The sequence below is a fragment of the Sphaerisporangium viridialbum genome (assembly GCF_049674955.1).
Classification (GTDB): Bacteria; Actinomycetota; Actinomycetes; order Streptosporangiales; family Streptosporangiaceae; genus Sphaerisporangium; species Sphaerisporangium viridialbum.
Map to the genome: position 1 here is coordinate 4,682,823 of NZ_CP187232.1, position 19,371 is coordinate 4,702,193.

The following is a 19,371-nucleotide window of genomic DNA, read 5'->3' on the forward strand; positions in this document are numbered from 1 at the left end:
CAGACACCCCGCGATCGGCGATAGCTGCACTGAAGTGCTCGACAGTCGTGTCTCGATCCGGCACCGGATACAGCGGTCCAGCCCGCCACGATGACGGCCCGTCAGCTTGGCTCCGCAGCATCATCAGCGCTGATGTTCAGCCATTCCATGACGGCCAAGGAATGCTCCAGCTCTTGCTGATGCACCGCTGGACGAATTTGAGCCAGGGTACGGCGGATGGTGACGGCTTCGGTGATCGCCTCCAGTGCCTCCTCCCCCCGCCCCAGATCCCCCAGCTGGACTGACTGGTTGTTCAGGCTGGTGGCGAGGTCGGGCAGGCTGGATGGATCGGTTTGTCTCCGCTGGTGGTCGACCAGGCGGGTGCTCAGATCGGCGGCCCATCCGGCCAGCGCGTAACTGGTGCGGGGAAGTTCACCGGACCAACGGACCAGGTCGGCCGGGGTGGTGGCGGGGTCATCGATCATGCGTTGTAGTGCGGCCAGCAGTGGGCCGGGAGCCTCGATCTGGGTGACCACCTGGATCGCCGGCTCGGTAGTGACCTGTGGATGGCGCGCGCACAGGCCGGTCAGCGCCTCGTCCAGGCGGTGCTCGAAGACCGGGTGGGCGGCGGCTCGCGCGTACACCGTCAGCAACTGAGTGACCTGCGCGCTGGTGGCGTCGATGATCAGGTGGTCGGCCAGGTCGGGGTGGTCGGTGAGGTGGCGGCCGAGGAAGCGCTCGGCGAGCCGGTCGGGCTGCAACCCGCCCCAGGGTGCTTGCTGCACGGCCGGCGGGTACAGCCCGGTGATCCATGCGCGGACGCGGTCGCGCCGGTCCCGGGGCTGATCGGACAGGCCCGGCACGCGAGCCAGCAGCGCGTCAGCCTGCCGGCGATCGGCGGCGCCAAGGCCGACGGCGGCGGCCAGCGCATCGGCCAGCGTGGCCATGCTCACCGCCGGGTACAGGTCGTTCCCGGTCGCGGTGGCCCGCCAGTACCGGCGTTCATGAACCAGCAGCCGGTCCTCCACCTTCCTCGCGCCACCCTGCCCGTCGCCATCGCCGCCGTCATCACTGTCGCCTGGCCGGTCGTCGGCCGGCGGGCCGACGGCGCGGTCGAGCAGGTCGGCCAGCGCGGTCATGTGCAACGTCAGCGCGTTGTCCAGCCCCGCCCGGCGGGCCGGCGGGCCGGGCAACGCGGCGGCCATCTGCCTCCAGGGCCGCTGCTGCCAGCCAGGAAGAACAGCCAGCGCGGCGGCGAACGCGGTCGCGGCCTGCTGGTAGGCATCGGCCTGGGCACCGGGGCCGGGTTCCAGGGCCGGCAGATCAAGCACCGCCGCGCCCTCCAGCAGGGCCTCAGCCGCCGGTGACTCCTCTCGCAGGGTCTGCCACCAGGATCCGGCGGTCCGCGCCAGCAACACCACCTTCAACGGCGAACCCCCCTCGTGGCGGGCGCACTCCTCCAGCAGCGCGCTCACCTGCCGCGTGCGGGACTCGGCGTAGTCGATGACGACCAGCAACGGCGTCGCGGCGTCCTTGATGCCGGCCAGCTGGTCGGCGCCGGCCCGGGCGTCCAGCCAGACCACCGCCCACCCGGCAGCCGCCAGCTGCCCAGCCAGATGCAAGGCCAGCCGGGTCTTACCCTGCCCGCCGGCGGCATGCAGCAGATGCGCGCCGAACCCCGGCCGCCCCGCCCAGGCGTGCAGATCCCGCAGGATGGGGTCGCGGCCGTGGAAGGGCACCACCTGCCGGCGCGCCCGCAGCAGCGCCGCCGGGGAAGCCCCCTGCGTCGCGGTGATGGGGTCGGCGGGTTCGGTCAGTTGCTGGTATTCGATGGGTTCCAGGACCGCGCTGGTCTGCCCGGTGTGTTCGGCCAGCACCGCCCGAAAACCCGGATCGGCCAGCAGCACGTACGCGGGCACCGCCTCCAGCCGGGAATGTCCCAGCCCCGCCGGATCGGAGGCGATCACCCCGGCCAGCAGATCCCCGCAGAACAACGCCGCCCCCGACATGCCCCCCCACGGCGAACCATCACGGTCGCTGGGTGGGTGGCCGTCCACGTTCATCACATACCGGTCCCCGACATACCGGTCCCCGGGATTCAGCGTGCCCGAGGGCTGCCAGAGCTCTGCCGGGCGGTCCTCGCGCTGGGCCAGTGCGGGCAGCCCCCAGCTCTCACATCGGATACCGGGCCGGTAGGTGACGGTGCTCCCCCACCGCACCACCCCGCCCTGCGGCGGTTCCCAGGACGGATCCTCAAGGACCACCAGCGCCGCATCATCACGGCCGCCCACGGTTCCCGCCCACACCACCCGCCCGGCGCAGACACCCGGCCGCCCCGGGCGAAACACCCGAACCTCGCCGCCCGCCCGACCTGCCGGGACCACGGGGCCGGTCACGTGCGCCGAGGTCAGCACCAGCCGTGGCGCGATCACATACCCCGACCCCCGGCCGGACGAACACGTCACGCCGACCACCCGCCCCACCTGCTTCCTCTATTCGCCGCCGGGCTGTCGCGCAGGCCTTGGCCGGTCAGCGTGGTCGGCTCACGGCGGTCACCGGTGGAAGGTGCCGGAGACCTCGCCCGGGCCATCGGCCACGGCGGGATCGCCGGCGATCAGCAGATCGGTGCCGTCGGCATGCTTGGGCGTCAGGGTGAGCTTCACCTTGTGGGTACGGCCCCGGCTGACACCGGCCTCGGCATCGCCGGTCACCACCCACGCCTTGAACCCGAACTTGGCCTTGGCGTCGGCCTTCAACTCCACGGTGAACTCCAACTCGATCGGCCCCACAGTGAACGCGATCTCGCTGCCCAGCCCGCGCACCGCGGCCTCCAGCAGCTCATCACGGACCGCCTGCACCGCATCCGCCAGCTCGATCTCCACCCAAGCCCCTTCACCGCTCCGGCTCCGCCCGCGACCCAGCCCCACGCAGATGACGTCATCACGGAATCACTCACCGTAAAACAGACGCCCAGGAGCCGCCCGAAGTTTCCCCGAATAGACCACGATCATGTCCCGATCCCGGATGCTGTTCCTGGTCGCGGCGATGGCCGCCGAGATGGAACGCGACCTGATCTCAGAGCGCACTTTGGATGGCCTGGCGGCCGCCGCCCACGGCCGCAAGGGCGGCCGGCCCGCCGCCGTCGACGCCGACGTCATGGCCATCGCCCGCGCCCGCCGGGCCCGCGGCGAGTCGGTCACCGCGATCGCCAAGCACCTCGGCGTCGGCCGCTCCACCCTGTACCGGGCACTGTAGGACGACGAACCACCGGTGCCCGCCGTGCAGGCGCCGGCCGTACCAGCCCCCTGCGCCCGGCCCGGCAGCCCGACCCAGGAGACCGCGCCGCCGGTCCCGGCCGTCGCAGCGCAGCCCGCCGGCGAGGACGACCAGAACGCCGGGCCATGGACGAGCGATGCCGACCCGGTCCGCCGGCCCCGCTGGTACACCGACGCCGAGCTGCAGGCCGTCCAGCTGGTGGCCACCGGGGACGGCGCGTACTGGGTCATCGTCGCCGGCGAACGGCTGGGCCTGGTCCAGCCGCACCACGGCGCCACCGGCGGACGCTCGGGCTGGGAGGCACGCCGCCGCGGCGGCGGCATGGCCTGGCACCTGGGCACCGGCGTACGCGGCGGTGGCACCCACCCCGCCACCCGCAAGGCCGCCGTCACCGACCTGATCGCCGCCGTCCACCACGCCTGGATCAACCTGCAGCGCCCCTGACAGCCCCCCCATCTGCGATGCCCTCGCCCGAGGCCTGGCTTGCGGGGGCACCGGCGCAAGCTGAAGAAGAGGTGCCGTTAAGAAACGCGTCATCAGCCCCCGTCCTGTAGGTTCAGCCCGCCGGCCTCACGATGATTATGTTCGAGATGCTCCGCAGGTCCGCCGGGCAGTCGAAGTCCGTGACCCGGACGCGTGCCTCCGGCCCGGGCGTTCCGGTGAAGCGCCTGCAGATCGCGGCGAGCGCCTGCGCGGAGAAGAGACCGCCGCCCCTATCGGCCTGGACCGTCATCACGATGTCCGCCTCGACCTCGGCCTCTGCGCCCGCGCGGGGCAGCACGCGGTCTGCCACCAGCCCGGACCACCCGGACGACGCGCCGCTGTAGTGGCCGAAGGAGAGCCGAAGGGCCCGAAGGACGGCCTCAGGATCCCCCTTCGCGGAACTGCAGTTCCCGTGAGATGCGGAGTTCGATGTCGGCGCCCTCCCGCTCGGCTGCCTGGATCGCCGCGTCGCGCGCCTCGCCGGAGCGGTCCAGACTCGGGACCGCGCACCCGGCGGCGACGAGCACGATAAACGTGCCCCCCGTCGCCCACCGGCCGACTCTCACAGCCCGATCCTACGCAGCGCTTCGTTGAGAGTCCCGGCGCCTGACAGCGCTACAGCTCCGGCGAGGGCGCCAAGGGACCGCGCTGGGGTGGCACCCGCTGGGTGCCTCGGACACGGTGTAGGCCCGTCCCTCGTGGTCACTGATCGCTCGGAAGGTGAAATCGGGCCGGTACTCACATCCTGCGCGATCAACCGCAGCGGCCCTGCCACCCGCAACGTCTGTCACTGCAGGAACGCGGTCAGCTTGACCGCATCGTCGCTGAACGCCCTTCCCTGGTGATGATCGCGGCTGCCGTGGCGGCTTGGTGGCGGCGCGATCTGGTGCTGGTCGTCGGCGGATGGCTCGTGGTGACCAACGCGGTGGTCTGGGTGCTGAAGCAGGTGATCGGGCGGACGCCTCCGGGGGCGGGCGTGGATGTGCTGGCCGGTGCCGGGCAGTCTTCTCCCTCTGGTCATGCCGCCCTGGGGGCGTCCTGCCTGCTGGTGATCGCTGTTTTGATGGCAGGCACCGCCGGGCGGTACGTGAGCGGTGCGGTGCACGTGCTGGCCGTGGGGGTGGCGACGGCGACCGTGGCGTTGGGCTACAAGCCAGGCCCGCGCCTTGCCTCCTGCGCTGAGGCTTAGAAGATTCTGGCCAGGACGCCGGTTTCGGCGACGATGAGCCCGCCGATCAGCATGAACAGCACCGGGACGATCCAGTGCCCGTAGCGTTCCACAACATCGATGATCTTCTTGTGCGAGCTGAGCAAGGACCCGGCCAGGCACCACACGGCCACTGCGACGAAGAACACCGCGATCGTCACCACGGTGGGCCCGGCACCGATGGTGCGGAACACCGGCGTGTAGACCGAGATGTTGTCGGCGCCGTTGGCAATGGTCACACCGGCCACCGACACCAGGCCGGAGGCGACCGCCACCGAGGCTTGCTCGCCGCCGTTGCGGGCGCGGATCGCCATGATGAGGCCACGCACGCCGAGCGCGAAGGGGACCAGACCGAGCAGGCCCACCCAGCCGTCAGGAATGATCGTCAAGCCGAGCGCCGCGATCACCGACACGGCCACCAGCACCGCGATCCCGGCGTACTGCCCGGCCCAGATCTGCCACGCCATGGGCGTCCCACCGGCCCGGAAGGACAGGAACAACACCGTGAGCACGATGATGTCATCCACGTTGGTTCCGGCCCACATCCCGGCGGCCGCCGCGATAGTGCCCATGATTTGGTCCATGGCCGCCGAACCTAACGGGCAGGACGACCGCTGCGCGAACCCGGACAAAAGGGGGGCTCCGGGCGAAAGCCCGGGCATCCTGCTTCCCTAGTCCTGATCACGATCGGCCTGCTCATCCAAGGTGACACCTTCGGCCTTTGACGGCCGGCGCTGAGGTTCCCTGACGGACCAGCGCGGGGCTGCCGAATGGGTGAGGCCAGGGGAACCCGCGATCGTGGGTCGGCGTGAACGGGGACGCCTCAATCGGGCAGGCGGTGGATGGCGACCATGGCGGCATCGTCGCCCAGGTGCCCGCCGACGTGGGCCAGAAGGTCATCGTGCACGCGGGTGACCACCGCGTCGGGGTCCTCTCCGGGGCAGGTGGTGACCCGCTCGGCCAGCGGGTAGAACACGCCGGAGGGACAGCGGGCCCTGGCGATGCCGTCGGTGTAGAGCAGCAGGGTGTCGCCGGCCCTGAAGTCGAAGGTCTCGACGTGGTAGGCCGGTTCGCAAAGCTCGCCCAGACCCAGGGGTGGCGCGGGCTGGGAGACCCGCAGAGCCGTGACGTGGTGGTCGCGGATCAGCAGGGGTGGCGGGTGCCCGCAGTCGATCACGTAGACGACCGGCTTGTCGTCAGGGATCTCCAGCACCACCGCCGTGATGAAGCTGTCCCAGGCCTCGGGCGGTTCCCAGTCGCGTTCCTCCAGGCCGGCCCGAACGCTTTCGTCCAGGTAGGTCACCACGTCCAGCAGGATTGCACGGCGGCGGGCCGCCTGCCGGAAGGCCCCCAGCAGCAGCGCGGCGTCGGAGATCGCGGGCAGGCCCTTGCCACGCACGTCGCCGATGACGATCCGGGACCCTGACGGGGTATGGACAGCGGCATACAGGTCGCCGCCGATGTGGGCGGCTTGTTCGGCGGCCAGGTACATGCAGGCGAGCCTCAGCGGCCCAAGGACTGCCGGCAAAGGCCGCAGCAGAGCCTGTTGCGTGGCCTCCGAGACCGAACGGGCCTGGACCAGTTGCTGCCGGTTTCGGTCCCGGATGAAGGAGAACGACACCAGGAACGCCGAGACCACCGCCAGCGCCGCCAACTGCCCCTGGATGACGACGGTGCCCAGCGTGTGGAAGTGCAGGCCGATCAGCACCTGGTCGATGACGGTGATCGAGGCCACCACGGCGGTGAACTTCGGGCCGGCGTATGAGGCGGTGATCGCGGGGGCCGCCACCAGCAGCGGACTCAGGTGGATCTCGCTCGGAGTCAGGACCTCCGTCATGGTGATCGCCACGATCAGAGCGAGCGGGGTCGCCACCAGCGCAGGCCCCGACCGCCGCGCCCGGTACCAATCTTCCGGCCCCTGCTGACCTCTCACCCTTCCTGGATACACCTACAGGTTCCCCGCCCGGACACCGGTGGATCCACGGGGCGTGGCCAAGGCCCGCAGTGGGAGCTGGCCCAGGCGCTGGGCCCGAGAGAGGCCTGCGGTTCACCGCCTCGGCTGGATTCCTCTACCTCGCCCCCTCACGCCGCCCTCCTTCCCCCGCCCGAGCGATTCGCCGCGCCCGTCAACCCCCCCCCGCGCGGGCTTTCCGGGCACCCGAGCCTCAGCCCGCCACCCCAGACCTCGCGGATCGCGGGCTCGTGGACTGTCGGATCGCCGGTGAACCGCAGGTTCAGCACCAGCCGCTTGGGGTGGATCAGCCTGCGGACTCGCTCCGGCCGATCATGTCGAGCAGAAGCTTCGCGGCCAGCTCCGCCCCGTCACGCCGAGATCCGCGTCGCAAGACGCCGCCGCGACCACCGCTGACCTGCCCCCAAACGCTCCACACCTCGCCAGCCACGACCAAGATCAATCTCAACGATAAGTACTGTCCGCAGGTTCCTCAACCCCGTACATCTGGCATGGTCCTCGGCCTCGAAGCTCAGGCGCCGACGGCGGGCACCGCTCGGGCGGCAGGTCGGTACCCGCAGTAGCTCATCAAAAGATCGTTTGTCCCATGCGGGGGTTTCTGATCGGTATTGGTGAGTGTCGGACGGGTGAAGGTGGCCACCACGCCTGTTTGGCGACCACCGGCACCGTGATCTGGCCCAGAGGCTCCGGAGCCCTGTCATTGGGGTCGCGGTCATCGGCGTCGGCGCTGCCGTATCTGCCCCAGCCCTTGGGGCAAGACGCCGACTCGGCCCGCTCGCCGCTCCGGCGGGCGGCTGGTCGTCGTCCCCCGTGTGGGCCGCCTCCCGTACCGGAGCAGGAGTCAACCCTTCCGGTGATCAGTGTGCCGGGGCTGCGCCTGGTGGCCTGCCAGCTGTTCGTCCACACCCGGCCGCCATGGTGGTGAGTTGGCTCCATGTCCGCAGCCAGGGGTCATCGCGCTTGGCCCCCGACGACCCCTAAGCGACCCGAGAAAGAAGGCCCGCATGCCTGAACAGTCGCACCGCCTCACCGGCGAGCCCGCCCCCGCGCCTGGGCACGAGCCGGGTGGGGTGGGTGATCTGACTGCCTCAGTGTGGGCGTGTGCCCAGCAAGCCGCCCACATCCTTGCCCGCAAACCAGGCAAACCGTAGTCGCGATCATCGGTGAAAGCGCGTCTCACAACCTGGGTGAGGCCGTTTCGCTGGGCCAGCGCCGTGACCACCGGGCGAGAGCGAGCCCGGCCACGAGCAGGAAGGCCGCCCCGGCATAGGTGGTGAGCTCGATGAGCTGTTCGCGGCCGAGCTGCGGCGTCTGGGTGACGGTATGCCTGACGACCACCGACAAGATATGCCGGACCAGCGCGATTATGCCCACGATGATGAAGGGCTCCAGCAGGAGGTGCCCGCCTTGGAGGTGGGTGAGCACCGTGACGAAGATCTCGAGCACTATCAGCACCAGGAGGAGCTCCTCGATGGTGATGATGATGGCCTCCGGCCAGGAGGAGTGGCTTTGCACGATGCTGAAGCCGAGCTGCACCAGGACGCCCGTCGCCAGGATCAGCAGGAAGACGCAGACCGCGTAGAGAATCGCGTGCTCGGCGTTCGCGAGAAGTTGCAGAGCCCGCCTGCTAGGTGTGCTCATGGTGTTCGGCGGTGGTGGTGCTAGCGGTGGCGCGTCCCGCGCCTGCGGTTCGTCCGGCATGACGGCCCCCTTGACCAGAATTCAGGGGGAGTGCACACAACAACCTTAGTCCGCCGCTTCAGGATCTCGGTCTCCCCTCCGACGGGTGTCCGGGAGGCGTCGCAGCCCCGCTAGGCGGCCCGGTCCGCATGCTCAAACGATAGGCATGTAAGCGGTTTCATTGGATATGGACCGGTTTGTGGGGTTTTAGCGGGGGTAGGGCATGCGCGTCCTCTCGAGGGGCGGTAGCCATGTCGAACCGCTTGTTCCAGAACCGGCGCGACGCGGGCCGGGTTCTCGCCGGGCTCCTTGAAAAGTACCGAGGCCGGTCAGACGTCGTCGTTCTGGGGCTGCCGCGGGGCGGTGTGCCGGTGGCGTACGAGATCGCCATGGCACTGGACACCCCGCTCGACGTCTTCCTCGTCCGCAAGCTTGGCGTTCCCGGACGAGAAGAGCTCGCGATGGGAGCGATCGCGAGCGGGGGAGTGGTCGTTCTCAACGACGACGTCATCAGGGGCCTGGACATCCCGCCGGAGACACTCCAGCAGGTGGCCCAGCGCGAGGGCCAGGAACTGCTGCGTCGTGAACGGGTCTACCGGGAGGGACGCCCGCCGGTGGATGTCGCGGGCAAGACGGTCATCGTGGTGGACGACGGCCTCGCGACGGGGGCGAGCATGCGTGCCGCCATCCACGCCCTGCGCCGCCAGCGGCCCGCCGCGATCGTCGTCGCCGTGCCGGCCGCTCCCGAATCGACCTGCCAGGACTTCGCCACCATCGTGGACGAGATGATCTGCGCCACCACGCCGTCGCCCTTCCTGGCGGTCGGGCGGTCGTACTGGGACTTCGACCAGACCACCGACGAGGAAGTGCGCGATCTGCTGCGCGCCGCGTCCAGGTCGCGCCCGGTGACGACGGACACCCGGGCGGTCAGCGACGTGGCCGTCATCCGATCCGAGGCGCTTCCCACCGAGGACGGCACGCCGGACGATCGTACGCTGTTCGAGCTGATCGGGGACGCTGGCTTCGTCCTGATCGGCGAAGCGTCCCACGGTACCCACGAGTTCTACGCGGCCCGCGCGCGGATGACCCGCCGGCTCATCGAGGAGAAAGGGTTCTGCGCCGTGGCCGCGGAGGCGGACTGGCCGGACGCCTACCGAGTGAACCGGTACGTTCGCGGCCGCGGCGACGACGCAACCGCCGAGGAGTCGCTGCGCGGCTTCGAGCGCTTCCCGACGTGGATGTGGCGCAACGCGGTGGTGCTCGACTTCGTCGGGTGGCTGCGCGATCACAACGACGACGTCGGGGAGGAGCGGGCGAAGGCGAGGTTCTACGGCCTGGACGTCTACAGCCTCAACCGGTCCATCCACGAGGTCGTCTCCTACCTCGAGCGGGTCGACCCGGCGGCCGCGGCCCGGGCGCGCGAGCGTTACGCCTGCTTCGATCACCACTCGGGTGACGACGGCCAGGCGTACGGCTTCGCCGCGGCCTTCGGGGCGGGCGAGTCGTGTCAGCGGGAGGTGGTCGAGCAACTGGTCGACCTGCAGCGCCACGCGATGGACTACGCGCGGCGTGATGGGTTGCTCGCCGAGGACGAACTGTTCTACGCCGAGCAGAACGCCCGGGTGGTCAGGGCGGCGGAGGAGTACTACCGCACGATGTTCGGCGGGCGGGTCTCCTCCTGGAACCTGCGTGATCGTCACATGACGGAGACCCTGGAGGCGCTGGCCGACCACCTGAGCCGCCAGCGGGGCCGTCCGGCGAAGATCGTCGTGTGGGCGCACAACTCCCACGTCGGTGACGCCCGGACGACCGAGGCGGCGACCCGTGGCGAGTTCACCATCGGTCAACTCGTGCGCGAGCGGCACCCCGACGACTGCCGCCTGATCGGATTCACCACCTACACAGGGACGGTGACCGCCGCCGATGACTGGGGCGGTGCGGCCGAGCGCAAGCGAGTGAGGGCGGCGCTCGCCGATTCGATCGAGGAGTTGCACCACGAGGCCGGGCAGAAGGAGTTCCTGCTCTCGTTCGGCGTGGCCCCGAGGACCGCCGAGGCGTTGCGCAAGGCACGCCTGGAACGGGCGATCGGCGTCATCTACCGGCCGCAGACCGAGCGGCAGAGCCATTATTTCCGGGCTCGGGTGTCCGAGCAGTTTGACGCGGTGATCCACATCGACGAGACGCGGGCCGTCGAGCCTCTCGAACGCACCGCCCAGTGGGAAAAGGGAGAAGTACCAGAAACCTACCCATTCGCCGTTTGAGGCATCGGGGGATACGCGGCGCCGGGTCAGCCGGCTCTCGCCTGCCCGAGCCCGCGTCACCCGGCCGCAGCCGGCGTACATCAGCAAGGAGGCAGAGCTGATGGCGGAAACGGGATACTCGTCTTTCAACACCACCGTCGGCAAGACCAACCACCTGCTGAAGCAGATCGAGCAGGCGTACGGATGGCCCAAGGAGCGGCGAAATCAGTCATATGCCGCTTTGAGGGCGGTTCTACATGCGTTGCGTGACCGCCTGACCGTCGAAGAGGCCGCCCAGCTGCCGATGCTGGTCCGCGGCATCTACTACGAAGGCTGGGACCCCACCGATGTCCCCGTCAAGATGGACAGGGAAGATTTCCTGGCCCGCGTGCGGAAAGAGTTTCCGTACACGGTCAAGGGCGGTGCCGAACACCTGATCGAGACGGTCCTCAACGCTCTTAGGATCTATGTCACCGAGGGCGAGTGGGACGACATCAAATCGAGCATGCCGAAAGAGCTGGCCGAGGTCCTTCCGTAGCGGACGCAAGGGCTTCGCGTCATCGAGGAACCGGCGGCTCTGCGCCGCCGGCACCCGTCACATCAGTTCGTCCAGCATGCCGTGCAGATGGGCGGCGGCCACCTCGACGTCGGTGTACTTCCGCTGCGCGGCCCGGACCTCCGCCGCGATGACGCCGCACCGGTGCACGTTCTCGAAGTCACCGTAAGGGAATTTGTACCTCCCCTTGGTGTCCTCACCCATCTCGTCGTCCACGCCGAGATGCCACTTCCCGTACTCATCGAGCCCGTGCTTCTCGATGAACTCGTTCTCCTGCGCGGCCGACGGCTGATGCTCACTCCAGTCGTCCATCACATCGAGCACGACCCGCTTCTCCTTGACCAGGCTCTTAGCGTTGTCGAACCCCCGCTGGTTCAGCTTCACCGCCATGGCTCTTCCCCTGTCCCCAGTGCTGAGCATCCGCCTCTTTACTTTGGGGATGTACCCATCGGATCGCCGCGGTCGCGCCCGCCGAGGAGCCCACACCGGCCTGCGCCCCGGAGGCCGACGTCGAGCCGTTTCAGCAGCTCACATAGCTTGGGGGTATGGGTTCATGGTCGTTGAGACTGCGCCCACGGTCGATCCGCGCACGGATCACCCTGCTGACCGTTGTGATCACCACGCTGGTCCTGGTGCCCATGGCAGTGATCACAAGCATGGCCATCCACCGAACCGGATGGGTCGATACCGCCATCGGCGCCGAGACAGTCACGCTGATCACGCTCACGGGCGCGGCCACCTGGATGCTCGTCGGCCAGGCACTGGAGCCGGTCGACGCCATCCGGGCTCAGCTCGCCGAGATCACCTTCAACGACCTCAGCGATCGCATCCCCCAGCCGTCCGGCGATGACGAGGTGGCCAGGCTCGCCCGCACCGCCAACCAGACCCTCGGCCGGCTGGAGGAAGCCGTGCATGTACGACGGCAGACCGTCGCCGACGCCACGCACGAGCTGCGTACTCCCCTGGCCGGGTTACGCCTCCAACTGGAGGAGGCCCGGCTGCATCCCGGCGAGACCGAACTGCTGGAGCTGCTGGACCGCCTGCTGGGCGACGTCGACCGGCTGCAGCAGATCGTGATGGACGTGCTCTATCTGGCAGGCGTCGAGGCCACCGGCGCCGTCGGCCGGGAACACGTGGACCTGGCCGAGTTCGTGCGCAGGGGGCTGAACCACCGCCGCGATCCTCTTCCGACTCAGCTCTTCCTGCAGGAGGGAGTCACCGTGGACGCCGTACCTGATCAGCTCGGCCGGGCGCTGGGCAACCTGCTGGACAACGCCCAACGACACGCCGATCAAACGGTGGGAGTGGAGGTGCGAGCTGAGGGGGACACCGCCTTGCTGGTGGTCTTCGATGACGGCTCGGGGATCGCCGAGCCCGACCGCGACAAGATCTTCGAGCGTTTCATCCGGCTGGACGCCGCCCGAAGCCGCGACCGTGGCGGCAGCGGCCTGGGCCTGGCGATCGCCGCCGTTGTGGTGCGCGCCCACGGAGGGACCATACGCGTGCAGGAATCTCCCACTGGCGGTGCGACCTTCGAAGTGCAGCTACCCCTCGGCGGTGTTTCCTGATGCGGAAGGCTCTCGGCCATCTCACCCCGGGCGAAGGGCGCCGCGAGGTCAACGACTGTCAGGTTGGGAGGATGTGGGGCTCCTCGGCTGGCAAGGGTCGACAGTATGTCTCGTACGAGGACACCGCAGGCGGCCGGGAGCAGGCGCGGGGAACCGCGCGGAACGCCGCCTGGAGAAGGGAGCAGACGCCGAAGTCATCCTCGTCCATCGTGAAGTGCCGCGAGTGCGGGCGCGGGAACCGTGTACCCGCGGCGTCCGGCGGGACACCGCGCTGCGGTGACTGCCACGAGCCGCTGCCGTGGGTCGCCGAGGCGGGTGACGACGACTTCGCCGAGGTCGTCGAGGCGGCGTCCATCCAGGTATGGTGTGGTCCGTGCAAGATCGTGTCCCCGATTCTGGAACAGCTCACCGCGGCCCGGTGAGCTTGAGAAGGACGACGCCGTGCTTGGGCACCGTGGCGGTGTAGGACGGCTGGACGGTTCCGGCGTCCTGGCGCTCCCGCAGCAGGCGTGTCGTGACCGGACCGGTGCTCCGCGGGGATGAGTTCAAGGACCAGTTCTACCGCGAGGGCTACCGTCCCCGATGCGCGCACGTCTCCGTGAGTATTCAGCCGCCCGCCTGCGGCCCCGACTCGAACTGCCAAGTTTGCCACCGCTGTTACCGGCGGCCCGACTCATGGAGAGCATGGCCAGCGGGCCATGGCGGGCAACTACCACCACGTTATCCGCCCGCCGGTGGCCGCCGTAGGGGACGGGTCGGTCCGCATGATCGTACGGCGCGAGTCCGAGGAGGACCTGCTCCGCCTCTACCCGACCCCTCACCGCAAGCCTGCTCACGCTCTGGCGGGTTCGGCCCGCCCGTGCCGAACGACAGCCGCCTACGTGATCCCCCGGGTACGGAGAGGTACTCTCGGGCGAGGAGGGGGCGATCGGCGAACAAGCAGCTCAGACCGAGGTGCGTGTCGGCATACTGGCGTCACCCGGCGTGGTCGCCGAGCTGGCCGCGACCTTCCTGCCTGAGCTCGCGGAAGAGCTTTCGGCGCGCCTGCCGGACCTTCGATGGAGCATCGAGGTCGTCGAGGAGCGGCTCGTCGACCCGCCGGTCGAGCTCAGCGAGCTGATCGCCGCCGGGCGCAGAGCCATGCTCGATCGCGGATGGCACCTCGCGGTCTGTGTCACCGATCTTCCGCTGCAGACGGCCAGGCGACCCGTGATCGCCCATGCCAGCGCCGCGCACGGCGTGGCGGTGCTGTCTCTGCCCGCGCTCGGCCCGGTGGGGGTCCGTCGGCGTGCCATCTCCGCCAGCGTGCGGCTGGTCGAAGCCATGCTCGGAGCAGCGAGCGCGGCGGGCGGCAAGGAGGCGGGCGGCGGGACGGCAGGACGGCGGCGGTCCGCCGCCGTCGTCCGGCGGGCACGGGAGCCCGGCGGTCAGGTAGAAATCGACGACCGAGGCGTGCATCTCGTGGCCCGGGTGATCACCGGCAACGTGTGGCTGTTGCTGGGCATGCTGCGTGCCAACAGGCCCTGGCGGCTCGCGATACGACTCTCACGCGTGCTGGTGGCCGCGGCGCTGGTCACCAGCGACATCTGGCGGCTCACCGACCACCTCGGACATGTGCGGCTGAGCGTGCTCACCGTCGGATCGGCGCTCGCCATGACCCTCACCATCGTCATAGGCGCGAACCTCTGGGAACGGCATCCCAGCGCGAATGTGCGCGAGCAGGTCATGTTGTTCAACATCGTCACGGTGATCATAGGGGTGGTGGTCTTCTACATCGCGCTCTTCCTGATCGCGCTTGCCGGGACGGCGGTGCTCGTACCGGACGGGTTCTTCGCGAGCGTGCTCCGCCACCCGGTCGACTTCTCGGACTACCTCGATCTGGCCTGGCTGGCGGCTTCGATCGCGACCCTCGGTGGCGCGCTCGGCGCCGGGCTGGAGAGCGACGACGCCGTGCGCGAGGCGGCTTACACCTACCGCCCGGACACCCCGCTCACCAGGAGCACGTGATCCCAGCCCACCCGTCACCTCCGTGCGGGTGTGTGGGTAGAGGTAGAAATCTCACGCCCGTTTATGGGCAGGGAGGGCGCACTAAGCGTTTATGTCTCGTTTGTCGTTTCGCCATTTCCGTCAGGAAGTTCACGCAAGACCCGGGCCTGAAGGGCGAGGAGGATCTCGAGCTTGCGCTTCGCCGGGATGTTCATCGCGTCGAACGCCGTGAAAAGCCACTCGCCGTCGGGCGTGTCCTCGGCGACGGTGGGTTCGCCGCCGCGCAGGCACGCGCACGCACAGGCGATCGCCGCCGTCCAGCATGACCAGCGCGCCGGAGACGTGGACGGCTTCAACCTGTATTACGGCTGCCTGAAGGGAACCCAGCATAAGTGGCTGGACCTGAGCTCACCGGGTCCGCTGCGTTCTCTCTCCGATCCGTGCGACTCTGTGCGACCGCGCCGGGGCCGGCTTCAGCGCGGGGGCTCGGATCGCTTGCCTCCGGCCCGCTTGCCGGTGATCTCGATGCGGTGGCCCTGGGCTCGCTGGGCCTTGGGGATACGCAGTGTCAGGACCCCCTGGTCCATGGACGCCTCGACGTCGTCCGCATCGACGTCGGAGGGCAGCGAGGAGTGGTAGTGGAACCGCCCCGCCCGTACGCGCAGCGCGTTCGAGCGTTCTTCCTCCTCGCGGACCTCACCGTTCACACACAGTTCGCGGTCCCGGATGCCGATGTCGATGTCATCCGGTGAAATGCCGGGCAGCTCGAGCCTGACGACGTAGCCATCGTCGCCTCGTCGATCTCCGCGATCGGCATCCATGGGCGTTCGGCCTCGGCTTCGACCGCCAGCTGGTTGAGCCCTGTCATGCGGTTGAGCAGTTCCTGCACATCCGCGAAGGGATCTCGCCGCAGTATCGCGGTCGGCTCTATTCCGTGCAGTCGGGCACCTCTGGTGCGCCTCATCGGCAGTGTCATGACATCCCCCAATATTTCGTTCGAGTGGGCGCCTGGACCGGCGACCACAGTCCCCCAAGGAGCCGCCGTCGCCGCGGCCGGACAAGGACGTGCGGCCACCGGCCATGCTCCGTGGCGCGGGACACGAACACGACCACCGCCGACTGACAGTGCGGCACCAGGTGTGTCATCATTCTCACGATGCGTAAGTACGTGGTGGTCGGGATACCAGGCAGTGGTAAGAGCACGCAGAGCACCATGCTGGCCCGTGACTTCGACCTCGTACGGATCAGTACCGGCGACATCTTCCGGTGGCACGTGCGACACCACACCAAGATCGGCGCGCGCGTACGACGGGTCATGACGGCCGGTCAGCTCGTCGGTGACGTTCTGGTCGAAACGATCATGCGCGATCGCCTGGACGAGCACGACTGGAACTACGGGTTCGTCATCGACGGGTTCCCGCGGAACCGCCGCCAGGCCGAGTTCTTCCTGGAGAGCTGTGACCTCGATGCGGTCATCTACCTCGACATCCCCGATTCCCAGGTACGCCACCGGGTGCTGTCGAGGCGGCTGTGCGAGCGCTGCGGCGTCGACTACAGCCTCATCGAGAGCCGGCCGGAGCAGGAGGACGTCTGCGACGTCTGCGACGATCCGCTGGTGACACGCGAAGACGACACGCCGGAGGCGCTCACCGCGCGGCTCTTTGACTACCACAAGGACATCGACGTCGTGCTGGAGCTGCTCGGGCGCAAGGTGCGCGTCTTCGTGATCGACGCGAGCCGTGATCAGGGCACGGTCCACGCCGAGATCCTTTCCCGTCTGGGCCTCCCGTCGCCGCTCTCGCCGGGCGGATCCGCCGGCATGGCCGAGCAGGGCCGCTGAGGCGCACCGATCCCGTCCGGTTGTGTGATGCCGGTGGAGCGCGGGTGAGTAAGGCTCGACCGAGGAGGTGGTGCAGATGCGCCCGAGCGCCGTAGCACGGTTTCCAGCGGCTCTTCAGAGTGGCCGGAGGCCTGGACGTCGACAAGGACGACCTCAAGCGCTACGAGGACTTCATCGACCACAAGATCTACGACCTGCTCCTGATCGGCCAGGCCCATGCCAAGTCGAACGCTCGCGACGTCATTCACCCGTCGGATCTGCCGGTGACCAAGGGGCTGCAGGAGTCCATCCATACCTTCCGCGCACTCGACGAGGAGATCGCGCTGGAGCCCGTTCTCGAGCAACTCGCGAAACGGCCGCCGCTCGATCTGACCATCGCGGAGGAGACCGAGCGGTCTCTACCGGAGATCGTCGGTGGACTGACGCTCGTGCTCGCCTGCACTTTCAAGATCATCGATCCACGGCAGAAGAACCCGCATACCGAGCACTGGGAGCGGGCCATCGCCATCTTCGACCTGCTCCTGTGACCGGACCCGGCACGGCCTCGAACGCCGGCGGGACCGCCCTACCAAGTGTGAGGATGCGGCGGTCCGGATGGTCGGCGAGTGTCGTTCTGATGCACCCGACGATGGGCGGAGACGGCCCTTGCAGGAGACACCCGACCTACACGGCGCGTACCCGCGTCTCGACAGGGACCAGGTCGCCCTAGTCGCGGCGTACGGTGAGCGGCGCCCGGTCCGGCGCGGCGAGATCCTCTTCAACGAGGGTGACCGCAACTACGACTTCCACGTGATCAGCCAGGGCATGGTGGCCGAGCAGGAGGGCGGTGAGATCGTCCGTGTGCACGGCCCGGGCCGCTTCCTCGGTGAACTCGGCCAGCTCACCGGCCAGCCCGCGTTCTTCACCGCGGTCGTGCAGGAGACCGGCGAGGTCGTGGCCCGTGCCGATCGGCCACCACCGCCGCCTACCACACCGACCTGACCGAATGGCTGACCTGGTGCGCCGAACGCGGCCTGGACCCCCTCACCGTCCGCCGCGCCGACGCCGACCTGTACAAAACCGACCTGGCCACCCGCCGCGCGGCCTCCACCGTCGCCCGCAAGCTATCCGCGGTGTCCTCCTGGTACCGCTACCTGATCAGCAACGAAGCCTGCGACCGCAACCCGGTCGCCGCCGTCGACCGCCCCCGGCCCGACCGGGACAACTCAGCCACCATCGGCCTGTCCCGCACCGAAGCCGGCCGGTTCCTGGCCGCGGCCGCCGCCGACACCCGTCCGGTACGACTGCGCACCGCCGCCCTGCTGGCCATCATGCTCACCGAAGGCGTCCGCGTTTCGGAGATCTGCAACGCCGACATCGCGGACCTCGGCTACAACCGCGGCTGGCGCACCCTCACCGTCACCCGCAAGGGCGGCAAACGCCAGGCACTCCCCCTGGCCCCGCCCGTCGCCGACGCCCTCGATCACTACCTCGCCAGCAGGGCCGACAGCAGCCAGCCGCATCAAGGCCGGCTACAGGGGCCGCTGTTCGTCACCGGAGCATCCGGCCCCCACCAGGGCGGAAAGCGCCTGGACCGCTGGGCCATCACCAAACTCATCCGCCGCATCGCCCAGGCTGCGGCCATCCCCTCAGCGGCCAAACTCACCCCGCACTCGCTGCGGCACTCCTTCGCCACCCTGTCCCTGGACGCCGGCGCCGCCCTGCGTGACGTCCAAGACGCCATGGGCCACGCCGACCCCCGAACCACCCGCGCCTACGACCGCGCCCGCTACGCCCTCGACCGCCACCCCGCCACCCGCCTGGTCTCCTTCGTCGCCACCATCGACACCGACATCTGAAGACCGCCGGACCGTGAAGGCAACGCCGCTCAGCGGTCTAATCTCGAAGACACCGACACCGACAGCGGTCAACGACGCATCACCGCAGAGCAACGGCGTTCCTCCATCACTTGGCCATGTGGGGCGCTGCGCGGAGTGCCTCCAGGCATGAGACCTTCCCCGGCCCCCGCAGCAGCGGGGCAACAGGCCCATGGCCGGACGCCACTGCCAAAACCTTGCGCCGGTACCGACAAGCCTCTGCGTTTCCGCTGGTAGACCGCACAATCTCCAGGGGTGCCCTGCCAGCGATGCCGCTGTCAAAACAGGAGCCGTACCGGCCGCTCAGCGCCTCTGTCGACTCCCGGAGACGTCGCAGTCCGCGAGTCGACAGAAGACAGTCACCGGCGCTGCGCCATACGAACCCCCAGGTCACCGGCCCCCTCGCTAGGCTCCACTGACAAAACCGTGCGCCTCCACTGCAAAACCCGTCGTTCACGCTGACAAAACTTTGCGTTTCCACTGACAGGCACACTGCGCTCAACAGCTCATCAGTCAGAAACTCCACTGGCACGGCCGACAGGCTCACTGCGCTCAACACCCGGAACTCCAAGGTTCGCCTGGACAGGACACTCAGTAACGCGGTGCGGTCGGTGAGGCGTGGTGGAGTAACTTGCGGGAAGTCTCCTTCTCGTGAGTTGCTCAGGCTCACGGACACGCAACAGATCTTCTTTTCTGATTTTGAATTTCTGGAAATTATAAATCTGTTA

At 68.8% G+C, this 19,371-nt stretch carries 22 protein-coding genes and 2 pseudogenes; 13 read left to right on the forward strand and 11 right to left on the reverse strand.

What is annotated here, in order from left to right; translation table 11 throughout:
• Positions 1 to 101: 101 nt before the first annotated feature.
• Positions 102 to 2,375 (reverse strand): hypothetical protein, encoded by a 2,274-nt coding sequence (locus ACOZ38_RS21040; protein WP_424532865.1) that lies wholly within the window; start codon positions 2,373 to 2,375, stop codon positions 102 to 104.
• Between the two features lie 156 nt (positions 2,376 to 2,531).
• Positions 2,532 to 2,861: a trypco2 family protein gene (locus ACOZ38_RS21045; RefSeq protein ID WP_424532867.1), complete on the reverse strand. Its 330-nt coding sequence runs from the start codon at positions 2,859 to 2,861 to the stop codon at positions 2,532 to 2,534.
• A gap of 127 nt (positions 2,862 to 2,988) precedes the next feature.
• Here ACOZ38_RS21045 and ACOZ38_RS21050 point away from each other — a divergent pair, with 127 nt between their 5' ends.
• Both ACOZ38_RS21050 and ACOZ38_RS21055 read left to right on the forward strand, forming a co-directional pair.
• Positions 2,989 to 3,234: a helix-turn-helix domain-containing protein gene (locus tag ACOZ38_RS21050; RefSeq protein ID WP_424532869.1), complete on the forward strand. Its 246-nt coding sequence runs from the start codon at positions 2,989 to 2,991 to the stop codon at positions 3,232 to 3,234.
• 15 nt (positions 3,235 to 3,249) lie between these two features.
• Positions 3,250 to 3,699 (forward strand): hypothetical protein, encoded by a 450-nt coding sequence (locus ACOZ38_RS21055; RefSeq protein ID WP_424532871.1) that lies wholly within the window; start codon positions 3,250 to 3,252, stop codon positions 3,697 to 3,699.
• A gap of 112 nt (positions 3,700 to 3,811) precedes the next feature.
• Here the strand turns inward: ACOZ38_RS21055 and ACOZ38_RS21060 are convergent, their stop codons facing one another.
• Together ACOZ38_RS21060 and ACOZ38_RS21065 are read right to left on the reverse strand one after the other, a co-directional pair.
• The gene (locus tag ACOZ38_RS21060) at positions 3,812 to 4,048 is read right to left on the reverse strand and encodes a hypothetical protein (protein WP_424532872.1); all 237 of its coding nucleotides are present in this window, start codon (positions 4,046 to 4,048) and stop codon (positions 3,812 to 3,814) included.
• A 70-nt stretch (positions 4,049 to 4,118) separates the two neighbouring features.
• Positions 4,119 to 4,304, reverse strand: coding sequence for a hypothetical protein (locus ACOZ38_RS21065; RefSeq protein WP_424532873.1), 186 nt, complete (start codon positions 4,302 to 4,304; stop codon positions 4,119 to 4,121).
• A 275-nt stretch (positions 4,305 to 4,579) separates the two neighbouring features.
• On the opposite strand from ACOZ38_RS21065, the gene ACOZ38_RS21070 reads away from it, so the two are divergent.
• The gene (locus ACOZ38_RS21070; RefSeq protein ID WP_424532874.1) at positions 4,580 to 4,927 is read left to right on the forward strand and encodes a hypothetical protein; all 348 of its coding nucleotides are present in this window, start codon (positions 4,580 to 4,582) and stop codon (positions 4,925 to 4,927) included.
• Here ACOZ38_RS21070 and ACOZ38_RS21075 read toward each other — a convergent pair.
• From ACOZ38_RS21075 to ACOZ38_RS21085, 3 genes are all read right to left on the reverse strand, one after another.
• A complete protein-coding gene (locus ACOZ38_RS21075; RefSeq protein WP_424532875.1) occupies positions 4,924 to 5,577 on the reverse strand; it encodes a cadmium resistance transporter in 654 nt (217 codons plus the stop codon). The genes ACOZ38_RS21070 and ACOZ38_RS21075 overlap by 4 nt on opposite strands.
• 191 nt (positions 5,578 to 5,768) lie before the next feature.
• Complete coding sequence (locus ACOZ38_RS21080) at positions 5,769 to 6,878, reverse strand: PP2C family protein-serine/threonine phosphatase (RefSeq protein WP_424532877.1); 1,110 nt, start codon at positions 6,876 to 6,878, stop codon at positions 5,769 to 5,771.
• Positions 6,879 to 8,093: 1,215 nt separating this feature from the next.
• Entirely contained in the window at positions 8,094 to 8,558 is a 465-nt protein-coding gene (locus tag ACOZ38_RS21085) for a phosphate-starvation-inducible PsiE family protein (RefSeq protein ID WP_424532879.1), read from the reverse strand.
• A gap of 290 nt (positions 8,559 to 8,848) precedes the next feature.
• Between ACOZ38_RS21085 and ACOZ38_RS21090 the strand changes: the two genes are divergently transcribed.
• Together ACOZ38_RS21090 and ACOZ38_RS21095 are read left to right on the forward strand one after the other, a co-directional pair.
• Positions 8,849 to 10,858: an erythromycin esterase family protein gene (locus ACOZ38_RS21090; RefSeq protein WP_424532881.1), complete on the forward strand. Its 2,010-nt coding sequence runs from the start codon at positions 8,849 to 8,851 to the stop codon at positions 10,856 to 10,858.
• A gap of 100 nt (positions 10,859 to 10,958) precedes the next feature.
• On the forward strand, positions 10,959 to 11,375 hold the full coding sequence (locus tag ACOZ38_RS21095) for a DUF2267 domain-containing protein (protein ID WP_424532882.1): 417 nt from the start codon (positions 10,959 to 10,961) through the stop codon (positions 11,373 to 11,375).
• Positions 11,376 to 11,432: 57 nt separating this feature from the next.
• On the opposite strand, the gene ACOZ38_RS21100 is transcribed toward ACOZ38_RS21095, so the two are convergent.
• On the reverse strand, positions 11,433 to 11,783 hold the full coding sequence (locus ACOZ38_RS21100) for a hypothetical protein (protein ID WP_248966318.1): 351 nt from the start codon (positions 11,781 to 11,783) through the stop codon (positions 11,433 to 11,435).
• 155 nt (positions 11,784 to 11,938) lie between these two features.
• Here ACOZ38_RS21100 and ACOZ38_RS21105 point away from each other — a divergent pair, with 155 nt between their 5' ends.
• Both ACOZ38_RS21105 and ACOZ38_RS21110 read left to right on the forward strand, forming a co-directional pair.
• Positions 11,939 to 12,961, forward strand: a complete 1,023-nt coding sequence (locus tag ACOZ38_RS21105) for a sensor histidine kinase (protein ID WP_424532883.1) — start codon at positions 11,939 to 11,941, stop codon at positions 12,959 to 12,961.
• A 209-nt stretch (positions 12,962 to 13,170) separates the two neighbouring features.
• Positions 13,171 to 13,383: a hypothetical protein gene (locus tag ACOZ38_RS21110; protein WP_424532885.1), complete on the forward strand. Its 213-nt coding sequence runs from the start codon at positions 13,171 to 13,173 to the stop codon at positions 13,381 to 13,383.
• On the opposite strand, the gene ACOZ38_RS21115 is transcribed toward ACOZ38_RS21110, so the two are convergent.
• Positions 13,367 to 13,510 carry a hypothetical protein gene (locus ACOZ38_RS21115; protein WP_424532887.1) on the reverse strand — a complete coding sequence of 48 codons (144 nt, stop codon included), beginning with the start codon at positions 13,508 to 13,510 and terminating at the stop codon, positions 13,367 to 13,369. The genes ACOZ38_RS21110 and ACOZ38_RS21115 overlap by 17 nt on opposite strands.
• 405 nt (positions 13,511 to 13,915) lie before the next feature.
• On the opposite strand from ACOZ38_RS21115, the gene ACOZ38_RS21120 reads away from it, so the two are divergent.
• Entirely contained in the window at positions 13,916 to 14,968 is a 1,053-nt protein-coding gene (locus ACOZ38_RS21120) for a hypothetical protein (RefSeq protein WP_424532888.1), read from the forward strand.
• Between the two features lie 89 nt (positions 14,969 to 15,057).
• Here ACOZ38_RS21120 and ACOZ38_RS21125 read toward each other — a convergent pair whose 3' ends face one another.
• Positions 15,058 to 15,303, reverse strand: coding sequence for a hypothetical protein (locus tag ACOZ38_RS21125; protein WP_424532890.1), 246 nt, complete (start codon positions 15,301 to 15,303; stop codon positions 15,058 to 15,060).
• A gap of 117 nt (positions 15,304 to 15,420) precedes the next feature.
• On the reverse strand, positions 15,421 to 15,768 hold the full coding sequence (locus ACOZ38_RS21130) for an Hsp20/alpha crystallin family protein (protein WP_424532891.1): 348 nt from the start codon (positions 15,766 to 15,768) through the stop codon (positions 15,421 to 15,423).
• Between the two features lie 335 nt (positions 15,769 to 16,103).
• Here ACOZ38_RS21130 and ACOZ38_RS21135 point away from each other — a divergent pair, with 335 nt between their 5' ends.
• From ACOZ38_RS21135 to ACOZ38_RS21155, 5 genes and pseudogenes are all read left to right on the forward strand, one after another.
• Positions 16,104 to 16,787 (forward strand): adenylate kinase family protein, encoded by a 684-nt coding sequence (locus tag ACOZ38_RS21135; protein ID WP_424532893.1) that lies wholly within the window; start codon positions 16,104 to 16,106, stop codon positions 16,785 to 16,787.
• Positions 16,788 to 16,900: 113 nt separating this feature from the next.
• Positions 16,901 to 17,314: pseudogene (locus ACOZ38_RS21140) on the forward strand (DUF1931 family protein); the annotation flags it as partial.
• 118 nt (positions 17,315 to 17,432) lie between these two features.
• Complete coding sequence (locus ACOZ38_RS21145; protein WP_424532895.1) at positions 17,433 to 17,768, forward strand: Crp/Fnr family transcriptional regulator; 336 nt, start codon at positions 17,433 to 17,435, stop codon at positions 17,766 to 17,768.
• 8 nt (positions 17,769 to 17,776) lie between these two features.
• Positions 17,777 to 17,869, forward strand: a pseudogene (locus ACOZ38_RS21150) (hypothetical protein); the annotation flags it as partial.
• Positions 17,870 to 17,899: 30 nt separating this feature from the next.
• Positions 17,900 to 18,625, forward strand: a complete 726-nt coding sequence (locus ACOZ38_RS21155; protein ID WP_424532896.1) for a tyrosine-type recombinase/integrase — start codon at positions 17,900 to 17,902, stop codon at positions 18,623 to 18,625.
• Positions 18,626 to 19,371 lie beyond the last annotated feature (746 nt).